The sequence below is a fragment of the Gilliamella sp. genome, from assembly GCF_024104075.1.
Lineage (GTDB): Bacteria > Pseudomonadota > Gammaproteobacteria > Enterobacterales > Orbaceae > Gilliamella > Gilliamella bombi.
The window spans coordinates 1-17,756 of the sequence record NZ_JAGGHR010000005.1 but is presented as its reverse complement, the minus strand read 5'-3'; the positions used below and the strand labels follow the sequence as shown (position 1 = coordinate 17,756).

At 35.1% G+C, this 17,756-nt stretch carries 16 protein-coding genes; 12 read left to right on the top strand and 4 right to left on the bottom strand.

Features of this window, described 5'->3' with window-relative positions; translation table 11 throughout:
- The 3 genes from J6569_RS02600 to J6569_RS02590 all read left to right on the top strand — a co-directional run bounded on the left by J6569_RS02600 (position 1) and on the right by J6569_RS02590 (position 3,493).
- The gene (locus tag J6569_RS02600) at positions 1 to 483 is read left to right on the top strand and encodes a hypothetical protein (RefSeq protein ID WP_174798843.1); all 483 of its coding nucleotides are present in this window, start codon (positions 1 to 3) and stop codon (positions 481 to 483) included.
- 65 nt (positions 484 to 548) lie between these two features.
- Positions 549 to 1,916, top strand: coding sequence for a VWA domain-containing protein (locus J6569_RS02595; protein ID WP_296317458.1), 1,368 nt, complete (start codon positions 549 to 551; stop codon positions 1,914 to 1,916).
- A gap of 128 nt (positions 1,917 to 2,044) precedes the next feature.
- The gene (locus J6569_RS02590) at positions 2,045 to 3,493 is read left to right on the top strand and encodes a VWA domain-containing protein (protein ID WP_085164549.1); all 1,449 of its coding nucleotides are present in this window, start codon (positions 2,045 to 2,047) and stop codon (positions 3,491 to 3,493) included.
- A 703-nt stretch (positions 3,494 to 4,196) separates the two neighbouring features.
- On the opposite strand, the gene J6569_RS02585 is transcribed toward J6569_RS02590, so the two are convergent.
- Entirely contained in the window at positions 4,197 to 4,511 is a 315-nt protein-coding gene (locus J6569_RS02585) for a hypothetical protein (protein WP_065609344.1), read from the bottom strand.
- A gap of 80 nt (positions 4,512 to 4,591) precedes the next feature.
- Positions 4,592 to 6,433, bottom strand: coding sequence for an SLC13 family permease (locus J6569_RS02580; protein WP_363318992.1), 1,842 nt, complete (start codon positions 6,431 to 6,433; stop codon positions 4,592 to 4,594).
- Positions 6,434 to 6,738: 305 nt separating this feature from the next.
- Between J6569_RS02580 and J6569_RS02575 the strand changes: the two genes are divergently transcribed.
- Positions 6,739 to 8,460, top strand: coding sequence for a thiamine pyrophosphate-dependent enzyme (locus J6569_RS02575; RefSeq protein WP_296317454.1), 1,722 nt, complete (start codon positions 6,739 to 6,741; stop codon positions 8,458 to 8,460).
- A 131-nt stretch (positions 8,461 to 8,591) separates the two neighbouring features.
- Here the strand turns inward: J6569_RS02575 and edd are convergent, their stop codons facing one another.
- On the bottom strand, positions 8,592 to 10,397 hold the full coding sequence (gene edd / locus J6569_RS02570; RefSeq protein ID WP_296317452.1) for a phosphogluconate dehydratase: 1,806 nt from the start codon (positions 10,395 to 10,397) through the stop codon (positions 8,592 to 8,594).
- A gap of 31 nt (positions 10,398 to 10,428) precedes the next feature.
- Entirely contained in the window at positions 10,429 to 10,956 is a 528-nt protein-coding gene (gntK, locus tag J6569_RS02565) for a gluconokinase (protein ID WP_296317449.1), read from the bottom strand.
- Positions 10,957 to 11,244: 288 nt separating this feature from the next.
- Between gntK and gatA the strand changes: the two genes are divergently transcribed.
- The 8 genes from gatA to J6569_RS11220 form a co-directional block, all read left to right on the top strand.
- Positions 11,245 to 11,697 (top strand): PTS galactitol transporter subunit IIA, encoded by a 453-nt coding sequence (gatA, locus tag J6569_RS02560; RefSeq protein WP_085164542.1) that lies wholly within the window; start codon positions 11,245 to 11,247, stop codon positions 11,695 to 11,697.
- A 15-nt stretch (positions 11,698 to 11,712) separates the two neighbouring features.
- On the top strand, positions 11,713 to 11,997 hold the full coding sequence (gene gatB / locus J6569_RS02555; RefSeq protein ID WP_065606572.1) for a PTS galactitol transporter subunit IIB: 285 nt from the start codon (positions 11,713 to 11,715) through the stop codon (positions 11,995 to 11,997).
- A 4-nt stretch (positions 11,998 to 12,001) separates the two neighbouring features.
- The gene (locus J6569_RS02550; protein WP_174798848.1) at positions 12,002 to 13,384 is read left to right on the top strand and encodes a PTS galactitol transporter subunit IIC; all 1,383 of its coding nucleotides are present in this window, start codon (positions 12,002 to 12,004) and stop codon (positions 13,382 to 13,384) included.
- Positions 13,385 to 13,485: 101 nt separating this feature from the next.
- Entirely contained in the window at positions 13,486 to 14,529 is a 1,044-nt protein-coding gene (locus J6569_RS02545) for an alcohol dehydrogenase catalytic domain-containing protein (RefSeq protein WP_085164537.1), read from the top strand.
- A 94-nt stretch (positions 14,530 to 14,623) separates the two neighbouring features.
- A complete protein-coding gene (locus J6569_RS02540; RefSeq protein ID WP_085164535.1) occupies positions 14,624 to 15,397 on the top strand; it encodes a DeoR/GlpR family DNA-binding transcription regulator in 774 nt (257 codons plus the stop codon).
- A 181-nt stretch (positions 15,398 to 15,578) separates the two neighbouring features.
- Complete coding sequence (locus J6569_RS02535) at positions 15,579 to 16,523, top strand: hexose kinase (protein WP_085164533.1); 945 nt, start codon at positions 15,579 to 15,581, stop codon at positions 16,521 to 16,523.
- A gap of 21 nt (positions 16,524 to 16,544) precedes the next feature.
- Positions 16,545 to 17,399, top strand: a complete 855-nt coding sequence (locus tag J6569_RS02530; protein ID WP_085164531.1) for a tagatose bisphosphate family class II aldolase — start codon at positions 16,545 to 16,547, stop codon at positions 17,397 to 17,399.
- Between the two features lie 211 nt (positions 17,400 to 17,610).
- The coding region (locus J6569_RS11220; RefSeq protein WP_366941228.1) for an HTH domain-containing protein at positions 17,611 to 17,756 on the top strand (146 nt) is incomplete at its 3' end.

The following is a 17,756-nucleotide window of genomic DNA, read 5'->3' as shown; positions in this document are numbered from 1 at the left end:
ATGAAAAAAAAATATCTTCTATTACTCAGCCCGTTTATTTTTTTAGTTGGTTGTTCAACAACGCCCGAACAGTGTGATCCAACTAATACTAACATTGGTATTATGGACAAAATCAGCTGTAATTATTCAGGGAATTACCAAGCTCGAATTGATCAAAAAAAGCAAATTCTAGAGAATGAAGTAAGAGCTAATCAGCAGTTTAAAGAAATTTATGCCGTAATTGAAAAACAAAAAAATGACACTTCATTAAGCATTAAACAAAAACAGGCACAGCAGCAAAAATTAAAAACTGATTTAACTAAACTAACTGATGAAGTTAAACAAAAAGCCCAAGGCCGTGACGATCTACAGGCTCAAGTCAGAGATATAGAACAGCAACTGAAAAAAGTTAACAATTCAGGTAGTTCTGAACTTGAAAAACAAGTTGAGTTAGAAAAGTTAAATAAAAAACTTCAACAATTGCAAAAAGCACTGAATATATAAATATATTCTGGTTTAATCAATATTCAAACAAAAACTGAAGTTAAATAAAAGGGAATAAATAGGCAATGCAGCGAATAACAAGAGTTATGTGTGATCGTAATAATTCTGAAAAAATATCTTTATTAGATCAATATAATTCATTGTTAGCATTGCTAAAACCGTATTTAACTGATCGTACTTTTTCTATCTTAGCAATAGCAAGATTGATTGACGATAATCAATATATTGGTTGGTATACCGAGTTAGAAGGACAACCTGTTTTATTGAACGAAATTAGTGATCAATCACTTAAAGCTAAGATAGAAAAAACGCTACAATATCGTATTAACGATATCGAAACAACTGTTAAGCTAATACCCATAACAGCTGAGCAGCAGGCATTCATTTCATCATGGTTACCTAGAATTAAAAGTTTAGGCAATCATATTTATGTTATTAATGATGAGCCGGTTATTGTTAATACCTTTGAAGACCCTGTTTTACCTGCTCCAGCACCAGTTATTCTTCCAAAATCATTTTGGCGTTGGTGGCATTTTTTACTTCTGGCCCTATTATTACTTTCTTTGCTTGGTATTATTTGGTACTTATTTTGCCCATATGGAAAAGCAAAGCCTACGATTCCTGATACAAAGCCTGTAATTACTCAGCCAGTTGAAGAAAAGAAATCAGACCCACAAAAAGAAGAGCAACAACCTGTTGTAAAATCGGAGCCTGAACCGATACCAGCACCTAAAAGTTGTATTACTCGTGAAGAAATTGCGAATAATACAGACACACCAAAAATGGTTATGATATTTGACAATTCAGCATCGATGTCATTGACTTTAATGGAAACTCAGGCATCCATTAATCAATACTTGCATGCTGATTTTTATTCAATGACACAACAAGAAATTGATGAATATGAAAAACGAATGACTCGCTTACCAAATCGGTTATCAACAAGTAAAAAAGTAGCATTGTCGAGCATTGATAAAATACAAGCAGACGTTAATATTGCGCTAGTAACTCTATCTGCTTGTCCTGTTGCACAAACTACTCCATTTTATCATTATGAAAATAGAAGCAAGTTAAAAAATAAAATAAATAGGTTACAACCATTAGAAAATAAAAGCGCAACACCTTTATATAGTGGTATAAAACAAGCAAGTAAAATGCTTGATGGTGTAAACCGTGATGATTACATATTAGTTATTAGTGATGGTGAAGATAACTGTACCAAAGCTAATATTTGTGCTTTAGCGAACAAAATTGCCATTCAACAACCTCGTTTAAAAATAAATATTGTTGATATCGCTGGGCAGCATAAAATTGACTGTGTAGCAAACAAAACTGGAGGTAAGGTTTATATAGCTCAAAGTCCAAAACAGATAATTAACCAAATGGATAAAGCTATTTCGAGTATGAATATTAGTAAACCTATATGCGAATAATCAATTTTAAATAAAACGATACAATTACATAGCTCGAATGTATCGTTTTTTATATTTTTATCTATAAAAGTTAGATTTAGCACATTATTTAGAGTAATAATATGAGAATGTAAGGAATTAAATCAATAATGCAACGAATAACGCGGATAGTCTTTGATTATAATAATCTAGAGAAAATTTCTCTATTAGAACAATATAATTCCTTAATATTATTATTAAAATCACATTTAACTGATCGTACTTTTTCGGTTTTAGCAATACCAAAATTGATTGATAACAATGAATATATTGGATGGTACACTAATCTTGAAGGGCAACCTATATTACTTGATAGTCTTGTCGATGAATCGCATAGAAACAAAATAGCCAAGACATTACAAACACGTATTAATGATATTGAAAATGCTATTAAACTAATGCCATTAAACGATGAAGAGCGAAATTTAGTTTCAGCATGGCTTCCAAGAATTAAAAGTTTAGGTAACCTAATTTATGTTATTAATGATGAGCCCGTTATTATTAATACCTTTGAAGAACCAGTTTTACCTGTAGTAGCTCCAGTTATTCCACTAAAACCATTTTGGCGTTGGTGGCATTTTTTACTATTAGCCTTATTGCTTGTTGGTTTGCTTGGTATTCTGTGGTATTTATTTTGCCCTTTTGGTAAACAAAAAACAGTTGTTCCCGATCCTATAGCTATTGTTGCGCCGGCTGTTATAGTGAAGAAGCCTGAACCTAAACCGGCGTCTGAGCCTGTTACTGAGCCAAAAGATACCGTGCCTGAAGAATCTACGCCAATTGCAACATCAGAGCCTAAACCTGAACCGATACCTCAGCCACCGTTAAAGCCAAAGGTAAAAAATCCACCGAACTGTATAACCAAAGAAGAGATGAATAAAGATCCTAATCCATCTAAAATGGCAATAGTGTTTGATAATTCATTATCAATGACAGTAACATTAAATGAATCACCATCAGCGGTTGAACAATATTTTCGATATTTGACGTATGGTAGTAATATGTCAGAAGAAGAAAGAATCAAATACGAAAAGCGTATGACCCGTTTACCAACTCGTTTATCAAGTAGTAAGAGTGTGGCCACATCGAGTATTGATAAGATACAACCGAATATTGGTATTTCACTGGTAACGTTGACTAATTGCCCAGCAGCAGAAGTTTCGCCGTTTTATAATTACAAAAATCGCCCATCACTAAAGCATAGAATTAGAAACTTAACACCGACTGCAGCCGGAGGAGGTGGAACACCTTTATATAATGGTTTAGAAAAAGCGAGTAAAATGCTTGATGGCATAAATCGTGATGATTATATTCTTATTATTAGCGATGGTGAAGATAATTGTACAAGGAAAAATATTTGTACATTAGCAAATTATATAGCTGCACAAAAACCACGATTAAAGATTAATATTGTGGATATTGCTGGTGAACACAAAATTGACTGTATTGCTAATGCAACAGGAGGAAAAGTTTATATTGCTCAAAGCCCTAAAGATATGATTAAACAAATGAATAAAGCGGTTTCAAATTTGAAAATTGATAGGCCTGTGTGCCAATAAATAATAAAAAATTATATTAACTAATTTTATTGAGTTTTTTTAATTCAATTATACAGCTATACAGTTATTTGAGCTCGACAATGTTTCAGACTTTTTTATAGAATAAATAACATTCGTACTAACGTCCGATTTGGCGAATTTTATGCGAAATTCCATAAGGCCAAGCCAACAGGAATGTTTGGCTGCGCTAGTCAAGAACGAATTATAGCGGATGAGTTAAAACTGAGCGCTGGCGGATATATTTTCTGTAACAAATTTGAATATTTGAGCAAAGTGAAAATGATCTCGAAAAGGCGAGTATCAGGATAATATGAGTAAATATAAGTAGGCTTTATTCTGTACAGCTAAGAATGAGATTGTTAAATGGGATCTGGCAATTCGCATAGCTTGCTTGCCACTATTGTTATTTATTCCACCAAAAGGCTAAAACGTCTAAAACCACTACACCAAACAAAATCTTAGCACGCTGTAACCAACAGATTTAATTTAAAAAAGCAAAACAAAAATTCCAATACAATCAAATTCTATATCTTGATGGTTTTAAATCAAAATAAACGCTCACAACACCGTAAAGTAAATATGGGAATCTTCTTTATGGTGTCAGAATGTAATGACAATTATAAGTAAGAGCAGCACGCAAAACAGGAGGTTTGGTGGATTATTTTGTTGTTGCCATTACTATGTTTAAATTGGTGAGTAAAAATTATAAAGGTAAATTACGTTTAATCATACATTGTTTATAAGCATCAAAAGCTTTTTGATTTAATTTCATGCCATACATATAAAGAATGCCGTAGCACAAAACTGCAAGAGCAACACTATCTTTGTATTTTTTAAACATATTATAGTGTTGTATTAATATTTCATCACTTATTTTATCACTTTTTTTATCTGATTTTACTTGCTTTATAATTGTGTAACATAGCAATAGAATAAATATGCCTAAGAAAGTCAACAGTCCGATAATTAATGCAGCAAAAACTGCAAGTCCCATAATGGTTTGTAAAAAATTCATCATTTTTAAATTCTCCTATTTCTCAATTTAATAAAATATGTTTTTATATTAGTATTATTTTCAATCATTACCATAGTTAGGCTTTAAAACGGAAAAAACACCGGTACTAAAGCAATATCTACCGCCATTACTAAAAACGTTAATGGTACACCAATTTTGACAAAATCGCTAAAGCTGTATCCTCCCGGTGCCACCACCATGGTTTTAATCGGTGAGGATACGGGCGTAATAAATGACGCTGATGTGGCAATTGCCACCGTCATGGCAAATGGATAAGGTGAGTAACCGAATTTTAGTCCTAAATCAATAGCGATTGGCGCAATTAAAATTGCTGTTGCAGTATTGGATATAAATAATCCAATTGTTGAGCATAATAAGAAAATAAATGTTAGCACCATGTATGGGCCGAAAGAGCGTAAATGGACTTCAAGCCAAGCTGATATGAGTGAAATTCCCCCCGTTTTGTTGAGTGCTAGTGCAAAAGGCATCATACCTATAATTAGAATTAAGGTTGGCCAATGTATGGATTTATAGGCATTGGTCATGTCAATGCATCGTGTTGCCCCCATCAGTAAGCAGGCGATTAATGCCGCAACCACATTAGGCACAATACCTGTCACCATTAAAATAATCATAATGGCTAGGTTAATTAAAGCCGCTGGTGCTTGTGAGCTTGCTGGTGCAATATCGTCGATATCGGCTGGAAAGTCTAATACAACAAAGTCATTGGTTCGAGTTTGTAGTTTTTGGATCGAACCCCAGTCACCGCAAACTAATAATGTATCACTCATTTCTAAACGTTCTTGGAATAAGTTGTTTGTTTCAACTGGTGCATGATTACGCCAAATACCAATTACAGTCAGGAAATATTTTCCTCTAAAATCAATTTCATTAAGTGTTTTTCCACACAGTGTCGATTCTGGGAGCAGGGCAACTTCGGCCATGCCGACTTGTTTAACCTGTTCTGAAAAATATTCACCTCGTAATACTTTCGGTTCAAGGTTGTTAGTGTTTAAAAAGGTTCGATAATCGGCTTCGGAGTGTGACATATCGAGTAATAAAATATCATTTTCACGAAATTCGGTTGAGCCATTAACGGGGATTAATACTTTGTGGAATTTGCGCCAACGTTCAATACCAATAACATTTACACCATGTTCACTACGCAAATGTAAGCCATCAATTGTGCGCCCAACAAAAGGTGAGCCAGCTAGTATTTGTGCTCGATGGGCTCGGCCAATTAATTTATAGTCTCGAATTAAATCGGTGATTTTTCGTCTTTGTGGTTGGGTATTAGTTGGGGTAACTTGTTCTGCTGTGAGTAACCAATTGCGTGTTAATATGCAATAAATAACCCCGACAATTAGAACACCAATACCAATTGGGGTGATCGAGAAAAAACTGAATTCAGTCAAAGCGGCACGGTTTAATTCACTGTTTACCACAAGGTTTGGTGCGGTGGCAACCAGTGTCATCATGCCACTTATTAATGCCGCAATACAAAGTGGCATCATTAATTTTTTTACATGAATACCGGTATGGTTAGCAATGCTAATGGCAACAGGTATAAAAATTGCAACTACGCCAGTTGAGCTCATCACTGAGCCAAGCAAAGCAACGCCTAACATAATACAGGTGATAATGCGAATATCGTTTTTGCCTGCAACTTTTAATATGTATTCGCTCATTTTGTATGAAATGCCTGTTCTAACCAAGCTTTCACCAATAATAAATAGAAGAGCAATTAAGATAATATTAGGATCGCTAAATCCAGCGAGGGCTTCAGCTGGTGTTAATACGCCTGTGATGGTGATTGCCGTGATTGTGAGCAATGCAATAATGTCCATTCTTAATTTGCTGAACGAAAACATTAAAATTGCTATTAATAATAATATGCAGACAGTAATAAGTGGGTAATATTCAATAAAATAATTAGGTAAGAATTTAGCGATTGATGATACTAAACCATCCTCAGATGACAAATGTTCCACAAAAAGTAGCTCTATGATACAGATTACATTTTGTACATAATACCTTGATTTATTGTAATAGGGAATATCTCTAAATAAAGTTTATATGGCTATAATTACTTTATCGTTAATTTTTTTTACGTTATTTTTCGTTTTTTAACATTTTTTGCTATTTTCTTTATGACCTATTCGCATTATTGAAAAGTAGGTGTAATTTAAGCAACTAAACCTATTTAATCGTTAACTCTTTAGGAGAGAATATGTCATCAAAAAAATCTGTTGCACAAATTATAGTTGATGTTTTGTCTGAAGCAGGTGTTAAGCATTGTTATGGTATTGTTGGGGATACTTTGAATCATATTACTTCTTCTATTAAAAAAAGTAATATTGAATGGGTACATGTTCGTCATGAGGAAGTCGGTGCTTTTGCCGCAGGGGCAGAAGCTTATTTAACAGACCAAATTACAGCTTGTGCTGGATCTTGTGGTCCAGGAAGTTTGCATTTTATTAACGGTATTTATGAAGCACACCGTAATAAAGTACCTGTTGTTTTATTGGCAAGCCAATTGGTGACTTCGCAACAAGGTACCGATTTTCCGCAAGAAGTTGACTTTGAATCTATTTATAAAAATTGTTCTGTATTTTGTCAGCAAATCAATGATCCAACCCAAGTAAGACAAATAACAACCGCAGCAGTTCAAGCTGCAATTAATCAACGAGGTGTAGCTGTTTTAGTGGTACCTTATAATATTAGTTTAATTAAGGTTGAAGATAATAGTGGGCATAAAATTTATCATCCTAAACCTATTATTCGCCCGTCAAATGAAGAATTGAATCAAATCGCAGAAATACTTAATAATAATCATAAAATAGCTATCTTCGCTGGGCAAGGAGTGTGTGAGGCTCACGATGAGCTTATTGCCTTTGCTGAAAAATTAAAATCACCTATTGTGCATACATCGAGGGGTAAAGATTTTGTTGAGTATGATAATCCTTATAACGTTGGTATGACTGGTATGTTTGGTATGGAGTCAGGAACAACAGCGATTAAAGAGTGTGATGTGTTAATTATGTTAGGTGCTGATTTTGCGTGGTCACAATTTTATCCTGATAAAGCGATTATTATTCAAGTTGATATTGATGCCACTCATCTTGGGCGGCGTCATCCAGTGAGTGTGGGGGTTGTTGGTAGTAGTAAGCCAACGTTAGCCGCTTTAATTCCTTTAGTTGATGAAAAACAAGATTCTAAGTTTTTAGAAAAATGTCGCCAATTGTATATAAAAGCAATGGATAAATTGAATAAGAAAGCTGTACCATCTCAAACAATGATTCATCCTCAATATTTAACCGAGCTTGTTGATAAATATGCGACACAAGACGCTGTGCTTTGTGCTGATGTTGGATCAGCTATGGTTTGGGCTTGTAGGCATTTTAATACCAACGGAAAAAGACGTACTGTAATTAGTTTGAAACATGGCACAATGGCAAATGCAATGCCGCAAGCGTTAGGTGTGCAAAAAGCATTTCCTAATCGTCAGGTCATTACTTTATCAGGTGATGGTGGTATTAGTATGTTATTAGGCGATTTGTTAACTACAATTCAAGAAAATTTGCCAATTAAAATTATTGTGCTTAATAATAGTTCACTTAATTTTGTTGAATTGGAACAGAAATCTGAAGGTTTAGTTGATCACTATACCGATTTACAGAATCCTAATTTTGCAAAAGTTGCCGATTCGATGGGATTATTTGCGATAAGAGTTGATAACTCTGATTCTCTTGATGAAGCAATGCAATCATTTTTATCGCATCAAGGTCCTGCATTATTAGATGTTAAAACCAGCTCTAATGAATTAGTTATGCCGCCTGAAATTCAAGCATCGCAGGTTATGGGAATGGCGCTTTACAGTGTAAAAGCTTCTTTGCAAGGGAAAATGGGCGATGTAGTAAATCTATTGGTGGATAATTTTATCAAGAAATAGTTTATATTATTTTTTATATTTATTTTAAATGACAAGTTTACAGAGAGTTTTTGTTAAAAAGTTTCAGGAAATAGGGGGGGGTCAGTATAATTTGGGGGGATCTGCAGCTGATTTGCGGCAGAATAAATGAATTAAAAACTAACGGCGCCTTCTTCTGCGGAAGTTAAATTTTCTCGGATAACGGTAAATAGTTCACGCCCATAACCGAGATGTGAATCCGCTAAATCGAAAGAATAAGGTTCACGTTTGGCTAATTCTGCCTCGCTTACTAATAATGTTATTTCGCCAGCTTGACCATTAACACGGATCATGTCGCCTTCTTGAACTTTACTGAGTAAACCTCCATCATAAGCTTCAGGGGTGACATGAATTGCGGCGGGCACTTTGCCTGAAGCCCCCGATAATCGACCATCAGTTAATAACGCAACTTTATAACCTTTATCTTGCAGAACACCTAGCGGTGTTATTAGTTTATGCAATTCTGGCATGCCAATTGCTTTTGGGCCTTGATAACGGACAACAACTACACAGTCTTTATTTAGTTTGCCTGCTTTATATTCGGCATCTAAATCATATTGGCTATTAAAGATGACTGCTGGTGCTTCAATAATTTGATGTTCAGGTGCAACGGCTGATGTTTTCATAATTGCACGACCAAGATTTCCTGACATCACTTTTAATCCACCATGAGAATTAAATGGTCTTTTGATTGATGCAATGACGCTGTCATCTAATGATTTTGTTGGACCTTCACGGAAAGTAAGTTTGCCATTTTCTAAAATAGGTTCTTGAGTATAACGACTAAGTCCACGCCCTACTACAGTTTCAACATCTTCATGTAATAAACCACCCGATAATAATTCGCGAACCAATAAAGATGTCCCTCCAGCGGCTTGAAAATAGTTTATATCGGCTGGACCATTCGGGTAAATTCGGCAAAGTAGTGGTACTGCTGTTGATAGATCTGAAATATCATTCCAATTAATAATTATGCCTGCTGCTTTAGCCATCGCCACAATATGCATTGTTAAATTAGTTGAACCGCCAGTTGCGAGTAGTGCAACTAGACCATTGACAATCACCTTTTCATCTACCATTTTACCAATAGGCATATAGTTTCCTGATTGGTTGGTTAGGCGAGTAATTTGTTTAGCAGCAGCATTGGTTAATTCATAACGTAATGCTGTTTCAGGATGAACAAAGGCCGTCCCTGGCAAATGTAGTCCCATTAATTCAATAACCATTTGGTTACTATTTGCGGTACCATAAAAAGTACAAGTACCACTAGTGTGATAAGATGCCGATTCTGATTCAAGTAAGTCTTCACGCGAAGCTTTACCTTCTGAGTAAAGCTGGCGGATACGCACCTTTTCTTTATTAGGTAAGCCCGATGGCATTGGTCCTGCAGGTACAAAAATAGCAGGTAAGTGACCAAACGTTAATGCGCCAATAAATAGACCTGGTACAATTTTATCGCATATTCCAAGATATAGAGCACCATCAAACATATTATGTGAAAGCCCGACAGCAACCGACATTGCAATCACATCACGGCTCATTAATGATAGCTCCATTCCAGGCTCGCCTTGAGTTACACCGTCGCACATGGCAGGTACTCCACCAGCCATTTGCCCAACTGCGCCAACTTCGTGAAGTGCTTTTCGAATTTGTTCAGGATAAAACTCATACGGTTTATGAGCTGATAACATGTCATTATAAGAACTAATAATCCCTATGTTACTTTTTAAAATGTTTTTTAGATCACTTTTATCATCGCTACAACAAGCAGCAAAACCATGGGCTAAATTACTACATGGTAAACTAGATCGAGTTACTTTTTTATGCATAGCTCTTTCTATTTTTTGCAGATAAGCGGTACGAGATGCCCTAGAACGCTCAATAATACGTTGAGTTACAGCCTGAATAGTCGGATTCACATTGACCTCGTCTTATTTTTTTTCTATTTTTTTAACAATGACATATTGTGCGTATTACTTTTTCAGTATCGTGCACAACCTTTTCTAATGGTTGTTCAATATTGATGTGGTAGACATCTTTTTCATCAGTAGTTGGTTCTTCTAGAGTATCGAATTGAGATTGAAGCATCCCTGTTTTTTGGTAGTGTCCTTTACGTTTAGCTAGTCTTTCAGCGATTACATCGAAACTTCCTTTCAAATAAATAAAATGTACGTTTTTATTCTCACCGCGAATAATATCTCGATATTTTCGTTTTAATGCCGAACAGATAATAATTGAGACATCGTTAACATTACTCATAGCAAATACGGCATTACTGATTAAGCTAAGCCAAGGCATTCTATCTTCATCGTTTAAAGGTGTACCGCTCCGCATTTTTAAAATATTAGCCTTTGGATGTAAAAAATCACCATCTAAAAAAGCAGCATCCAGATTGTAAGCAACTTGTTTGGCAACAGCTGATTTACCACAACCAGATACTCCCATTAATACAAAAACTTGTTTATTTTTTTTAGCCATTATTGATCCTTCGTACATCCAACTAGTTACGGGTAACATTTTGACATGCTAACCTCTATTTGCAATATAAAAAAAGTTTATTTGTGATCTGGATCAGGTTTTACTTTTAATTATTAATAAATAGAAAATTATCTATTAGTTGAGCGTTACTATTGAAAAATAGATTCCGATCACAAAAATATAAAATCTTATTTGCTTTTTAATTCGAAAGGCAATAATCTTTCGTTATTGTTTTGTTTTCGAAAGTCAAATTCGAAAAAATAAACTAAAAAATAGTGGAGAACAAATATGAATAAATTTCAGCTTTTTTTCGAAAACAACCTTAAATTTGATAATGCATTAGAAGCATTAACTTATATTAGTGAGCAATTACAACAAAAGGGCATTGTTAAAGAAAGTCATTTAAAAGCCTTAATCGAAAGGGAAGCATTATTTCCAACGGGTATTGCTTTTGATGGTTATGCTGTGGCGATTCCGCATTGTGAAGCAAAACATGCAAATACTCCTGCAATCTTTATTATTCGCACTCAATCCCCAGTTGCTTTTAATCGAGCTGATGATGATAGCAATATTGATATTTCATTGATTATTTCACTTGTTGTGACTTCACCTGAGGATCAAATTGAGCTATTAAAAGCGCTTTTTTCAAATTTACAAAATAAAGACTTTTACCAATTTTTATTAAACGCTCCGCAAAATGAAGTTGTGGATCATTTTAATAACGTGATATTTAATCAATAAGTTTCAGGAGGCATTATGAAAAAGAAGATTATTGTTGCTTGTGGTGGTGCTGTTGCAACTTCCACTTTAGCTGCTGAAGAGATAAAAGAATTGTGCAACGAGAATAATATTCAATTTGATCTTATTCAATGTCGCATTAATGAAATTAATACTTTTATTGATGATGTTGATTTGATCTGTACTACAGCCCGAATGGATCAGAATTTTGGTGATATTCCAATTGTTCATGGAATGCCTTTTGTATCAGGGGTTGGTATTGATCAACTAAAAGAAAAAATATTATCTATTTTAAAAGGATAAATCTATGTTTACTGAAATTATGCAGTACATTCTTGATCTAGGCCCATCGGTGATGCTACCCATTGTGATTATCTTGTTTTCATTAGCTTTAAGAATGAAGTTGGGTGATGCACTAAAAGCTGGAATTCATATAGGAATAGGGTTTGTTGGTATAGGACTAGTTGTTGGTTTGTTAACCAGTTCTGTTGGGCCTGCTGCTCAAGCGATGGCTGAAAGATTTGATATTAGTCTAAATGTTATCGATGTTGGTTGGCCTGGTGCAGCGCCTATGACTTGGGCTTCACAAATTGCTTTAGTAGCCATTCCCATCGCTATTGCAGTAAATATTATTATGTTAGTTTTAAGATTAACTAGGGTTGTTAATGTTGATATTTGGAATATATGGCACATGACATTTACTGGCGCGCTTGTTTACATTGCAACAGGCTCTTACTGGCTTGGTATTGTAGGGGTTATTGTTCATGCCATTATTGCTTATAAACTGGGTGATTGGTTTGCCAAAGATACCAAAAATTTTTTTGAGCTTGACGGTATTGCGGTTCCTCATGGTACGTCTGCATATTGTGGTCCAATTGCTGTTTTTGTTGACGCTGTCATTGAAAAAATCCCGGGCATTAATAAGATTAATTTTAATGCTGTTGATATGCAAAAGCGGTTTGGTGCGTTTGGTGAGCCTGTTACCGTAGGCTTATTCATGGGCATCATATTAGGTTTATTAGCAGGGTATGGTGTGAAAGAAACGCTACAACTAGCGATTCAAACTGCAGCGGTAATGTTATTAATGCCACGCGTAATTAAACCTATTATGGATGGATTAACACCGATCTCTAAACAAGCTCGTAAACATTTGCAATCAAAATTTGGTGGGCAAGATTTTCTTATTGGTTTAGATCCAGCATTGTTATTAGGACATTCAACGGTAGTATCGGCAAGTTTAATATTTATTCCATTAAGTATTTTTATCGCCATCATCCTACCTGGTAATGAAGTTTTACCTTTTGGTGATCTGGCAACTATTGGCTTTTTTATCGCAATGGGGGTAGCGGTTCATCAAGGTAACCTGTTTAGAATCATTATTTCTGGTTCTATCATTATCGCCATTACACTTTGGATTGCCACCCAAATGGTTCCATTGACTACTCAACTAGCCATTAATGCAGGCACGATGGCTACGAATAATGGCATTTCAGTTGGTGCAATGGATCAAGGTGGGTCACCCATTACTTATCTTATGGTTCAGTTGGTCAACTTGAAACAACCTATTGGTTTTGCCCTTATTGGATTGTTTTACCTTTTCTGCTTATTTTTGACATGGAAACGTGCACAAAAATACCAGTTATTTTTAAAAAATAAATCATTATATCAAGAAGATGGAGTAATAAAATAATCCCAAAACAGTCATCACCAAAATCAATCAGAAAGCTTTCACTCAGTAACGAGTGAAAGCAATACATCAACGTAATTTGTTTACCAATAAAGGAAAATAACATGAAAGCGGTTGTTGTCAATGAAGGGGGAGCTTTATCTATACAAAATATAGAAATGCCCAAAATAACATCTCCAGATCAAATTTTAGTTAAAGTGGCTTATTGTGGTTTATGTGGTTCAGATATTCCGCGTATATTTCACCATGGTGCTCATTTTTATCCCATTACATTGGGACATGAATTTAGTGGCACAGTTGTTGAAATTGGGTGTGGTGTGACTGAATTTGAGATTGATGATTTAATATCTTGCGTGCCATTGTTACCATGTTTTAAATGTGATGAATGCCAAAATCATTATTATTCACTTTGTAAGAATTATACTTTTGTTGGTTCAAGGATAACAGGCGGTTTTGCTGAGTATATTGTGTTAGATAAGAAAAATGCGTTTAAATTACCTAAAGGTATCAGCCCGCTTGAGGGTGCATTTTTTGAACCAATGACTGTTGGAATGCATGCTTTGTTATTGGCTAATGGATGTGAGGGCAAAAATGTTGTCATCGTTGGCGGTGGCACAATTGGATTACTTGCTATGCAATGTGCCAAGGCAATGGGGGCAAAATCAGTTGCGGTGCTTGATATTAACCAGCAGCGCCTCGATCTAGCCAAACAACTAGGCGCTGATATGGTATATCATTCTCAAGATCTTAGCACCGATGCGATTTACCAAGCTTTATCTTTATCTCGCTTTGATCAAATTGTATTAGAAACGGCGGGTTCACCAGTTACGGTCAACTTAGCCATTGAAATTGCAGGCCCTAGAGCGAAGATAGCCTTGGTGGGTACACTTCATCATGATATTACACTTCCAGAAAAAACATTTGGACTGATTTTACGAAAAGAGTTACAAATTTTAGGCAGTTGGATGAACTATTCAGCGCCATGGCCAGGTAAAGAGTGGCAATTAGTAAGTCAGTACTTTATGGATGGAAAAATTAAACTTGATGAGCTGATTGCTGGCATAGAGGAATTTGATTCATTTATTAAACAAGTGACTGCCTTAAATGGTCGTCCTATGAATGGCAAAATTTTATTAAATTGCATGTAATTATTTTGATTTAAGTCAGCGATTGAAAATGAAATCTTATTTTTTGATTCTGTTTGTTATACACTGCTAAAAAATTTTCGAAAAAGGAAATATTATGAATGCAAGTGAAAGACGCCAACAGATAGTAGTACTTCTTAATATGAAAGGAACTGTGTTAGTTTCTGATTTGTCGGAACAGTTCAATGTTTCTGAGGTCACAACCAGAACCGATCTGAGATTGCTAGAAAAACAAGGAGTGCTAACACGATTTCATGGCGGAGCAACCAAAATCATAAATAACGGTGACTTAAAATCATTTAAAGAACTGCAATTAGAAGAACGTTATCAGCGATTTATAGAAGCTAAAAAACGTATTGCAATTGAAGCGGTTAAACATGTTAAAGAAGGTGACACTATTATTTTAGATAGTGGTAGTACAACCATGTTGATAGCTGAAGAACTCGTAAAATTGAAGCATATTACTGTGATTACCAATAGTCTTACTTCTGCATTTATATTATCAGACAATAGTGACATTATGCTATTTATGTGTGGTGGTACACTTAGACATAAAACGCGTTCTTTTCATGGAAAAATTGCTGAGCAATCGTTAACTGGCATCTCTGCTGATATTTTGTTTGTTGGTGCAGATGGAATTGATGCAAAAAGAGGAATAACAACGTTTAACGAAGGTTACACTATCAGCAGTGTTATGGCTAATGTCGCCAAAAATGTGATTGCCGTGCTCGATTCATCAAAATTTGGTCGTAATGGGATTAATGTTGTGTTACCACTTAGCCAACTTGATACCATTATTACTGATACTGATGTTGACAGTAGCTGTAAACAAGAATTTGTGGTAAAGGGTATTAAATTAATAGCGGTTTAATATTTGTGCTTACACTCGTGTGTTTTTATATCTTAATTGGTCATAAATATTAAAAACCATTACTCGTTTAGGTTCGATACCCTAAATGATAAAAATTTTTGCTTCTAGCCAAGTCGATTTAATGGTAGTGATCATTTAAGCTTGTTATTTCTCCCAACGATATCAATGCGTAGGAGAAAATATGATATTAACAATTACGATGAACCCTTCGGTGGATATATCGTATCCATTAAATAAATTAGCGATTAATGATATTAATCGAGTTTCAGAGGTAAAAAAAACCGCAGGAGGTAAAGGGCTTAATGTAACTCGAGGCATTAAATACTCAGGTATTCCTGTTCTTGCATCAGGCATTATTGGTGGAACAACGGGCGAGTATATTCAAAAACAATTAGATAACGATAATATTAATTACAACTTTTATATCACCCAACATGAATCAAGAAACTGTATTGCCATTTTACATGAGGGAAATCAAACTGAAATCCTAGAGTCAGGGCCAGTATTAGATAATCATGATGTCAATGTTTTTCTGGAACACTACCTAAATTTGCTTAGCCAAGCGCAGGTTATTGCTATTTCAGGGTCATTGCCACAAGGATTTCCAGTCGGTTTTTATACTCAATTAATTGAAAAGGCAAATAAGTATCAGATCCCTGTATTGCTAGACTCATCCGGTAAGATGTTATTAGAAACGCTCATCTCTAAAAATAAACCTTTTTTAATCAAACCCAATAAAGATGAACTACAGCAGATTATTCAAATGGATATCGATCCAAATGATGTAACTTCATTAGTTAAAGCCGTTAATCATCCTTTACTAAATGATATTGCTTTTATCATCATCTCATTAGGTAAAAACGGTGCTTTTGCTCGTTGTCATCACAATTATTACCAAGTTTCAATTCCTAAAATTAACGTGGTTAATCCTGTTGGATCGGGTGATGTTACGTTAGCTGGGCTTGCTGTTAGCATTCATGAAAATGAAGCTGTAGAGGTAATGCTTAAACGTGCGATGACTATGGGAATGCTAAATGCAATGGAATCGCAAACCGGTTTTGTCAATATGGATAATTATGACAAGTATTATCAACACGTTAAAGTCACCAAAATCATTGCAAAATAACAGATTAATGAGGATTAAATTATGTATCTTATTTCTAGTCAAGAGATGTTAAAAAAAGCTCAACGTGAATGTTATGCTGTGCCCGCATTTAATATACACAACCTTGAAACTATCCAAGTTGTTATTGATACCGCTAAACAGATGCAATCCCCCGTGATACTTGCAGCAACGCCAGCAACTTATAGTTACGCAGGAATACAGTATTTAATCAGTATTTGTGAAACAGCAGCAAGCATTCATCATTTTCCTTTTGCGTTACATTTGGATCATCATGAAAATATCAGTGATATTCAAACAAAAATAGAGGCAGGAATTAGATCGATTATGATTGATGCTTCGCATCACCCCTTTGAAGAAAACATTGATATAGTTAGTAAAATGGTTACTTTTAGTCATAAATATAATGCTAGTGTTGAAGCCGAATTAGGGCGGCTTGGCGGGCAAGAAGACGATCTTATTGTCGATAACAAAGATAGTGCTTTTACAGATCCCAATGCGGCAAAAGAGTATGTCGAACGCACAGGAATAGATTCACTTGCGGTAGCTATTGGTTCAGCTCATGGTATGTACAAAGGTGAGCCTAAACTTGATTTTGAACGATTAGCCAAAATTCGAAATAAAGTTGATATTCCACTAGTGTTACATGGTGCATCGGGTATACCTGAGGCGATGGTAAAAAAATCGATTTCATTGGGTATTTGCAAAGTAAATGTGGCAACTGAATTAAAAATTGCCTTTTCAGATGCTTTAAAACAAGATTTTAAACTCCATCCTGACGTCAACGATCCAAGACACTATATGCAGCCAGCAAAAGCTGCCATGAAAAAAATTGTTGAAGATAAAATTCGTATTTGCGGTAGTGCAGGTAAATTATAATATGAAAGATCAAGGTGTTGTTTTGAATTAGCAAGAACGTACAATTCATTACCAGCAGTTGAACGCTGCTGGTTAAAATGTGTTAAGTGATAGCACATTAAGTATTTGTAGGAATGACTTGCGTTGTTTACCGTAATTTGAAAAACAATTGTAATGCATAGACATAACTCTGTATCCCAAACAGATGATGATGCCTATATCATAAAGAAAAATCACCGTCACTGATTTGGCTAAACGCTTTATGGTCAGTCGGCCTACGATTTATAATGTACTAAAGAAAGCCCGAATGAAGCTTTTTGTGCCTTTAACCAGTAAAAATGAATGTTATAAAACTATTTGTTATGGTATTAAACGTCT

Excerpts from the sequence above, each read along its gene's own strand:
- J6569_RS02590 (WP_085164549.1), top strand. The coding sequence starts at position 2,045 with ATGCAACGAATAACGCGGATAGTCTTTGATTATAATAATCTAGAGAAA.
- J6569_RS02595 (WP_296317458.1), top strand. The coding sequence starts at position 549 with ATGCAGCGAATAACAAGAGTTATGTGTGATCGTAATAATTCTGAAAAA.
- J6569_RS02540 (WP_085164535.1), top strand. The coding sequence starts at position 14,624 with ATGAATGCAAGTGAAAGACGCCAACAGATAGTAGTACTTCTTAATATG.
- J6569_RS02545 (WP_085164537.1), top strand. The coding sequence starts at position 13,486 with ATGAAAGCGGTTGTTGTCAATGAAGGGGGAGCTTTATCTATACAAAAT.
- J6569_RS02585 (WP_065609344.1), bottom strand. The coding sequence starts at position 4,511 with ATGATGAATTTTTTACAAACCATTATGGGACTTGCAGTTTTTGCTGCA.
- J6569_RS02535 (WP_085164533.1), top strand. The coding sequence starts at position 15,579 with ATGATATTAACAATTACGATGAACCCTTCGGTGGATATATCGTATCCA.
- J6569_RS02530 (WP_085164531.1), top strand. The coding sequence starts at position 16,545 with ATGTATCTTATTTCTAGTCAAGAGATGTTAAAAAAAGCTCAACGTGAA.
- J6569_RS02550 (WP_174798848.1), top strand. The coding sequence starts at position 12,002 with ATGTTTACTGAAATTATGCAGTACATTCTTGATCTAGGCCCATCGGTG.
- J6569_RS02600 (WP_174798843.1), top strand. The coding sequence starts at position 1 with ATGAAAAAAAAATATCTTCTATTACTCAGCCCGTTTATTTTTTTAGTT.
- gatB (WP_065606572.1), top strand. The coding sequence starts at position 11,713 with ATGAAAAAGAAGATTATTGTTGCTTGTGGTGGTGCTGTTGCAACTTCC.
- gntK (WP_296317449.1), bottom strand. The coding sequence starts at position 10,956 with ATGGCTAAAAAAAATAAACAAGTTTTTGTATTAATGGGAGTATCTGGT.
- gatA (WP_085164542.1), top strand. The coding sequence starts at position 11,245 with ATGAATAAATTTCAGCTTTTTTTCGAAAACAACCTTAAATTTGATAAT.
- J6569_RS02575 (WP_296317454.1), top strand. The coding sequence starts at position 6,739 with ATGTCATCAAAAAAATCTGTTGCACAAATTATAGTTGATGTTTTGTCT.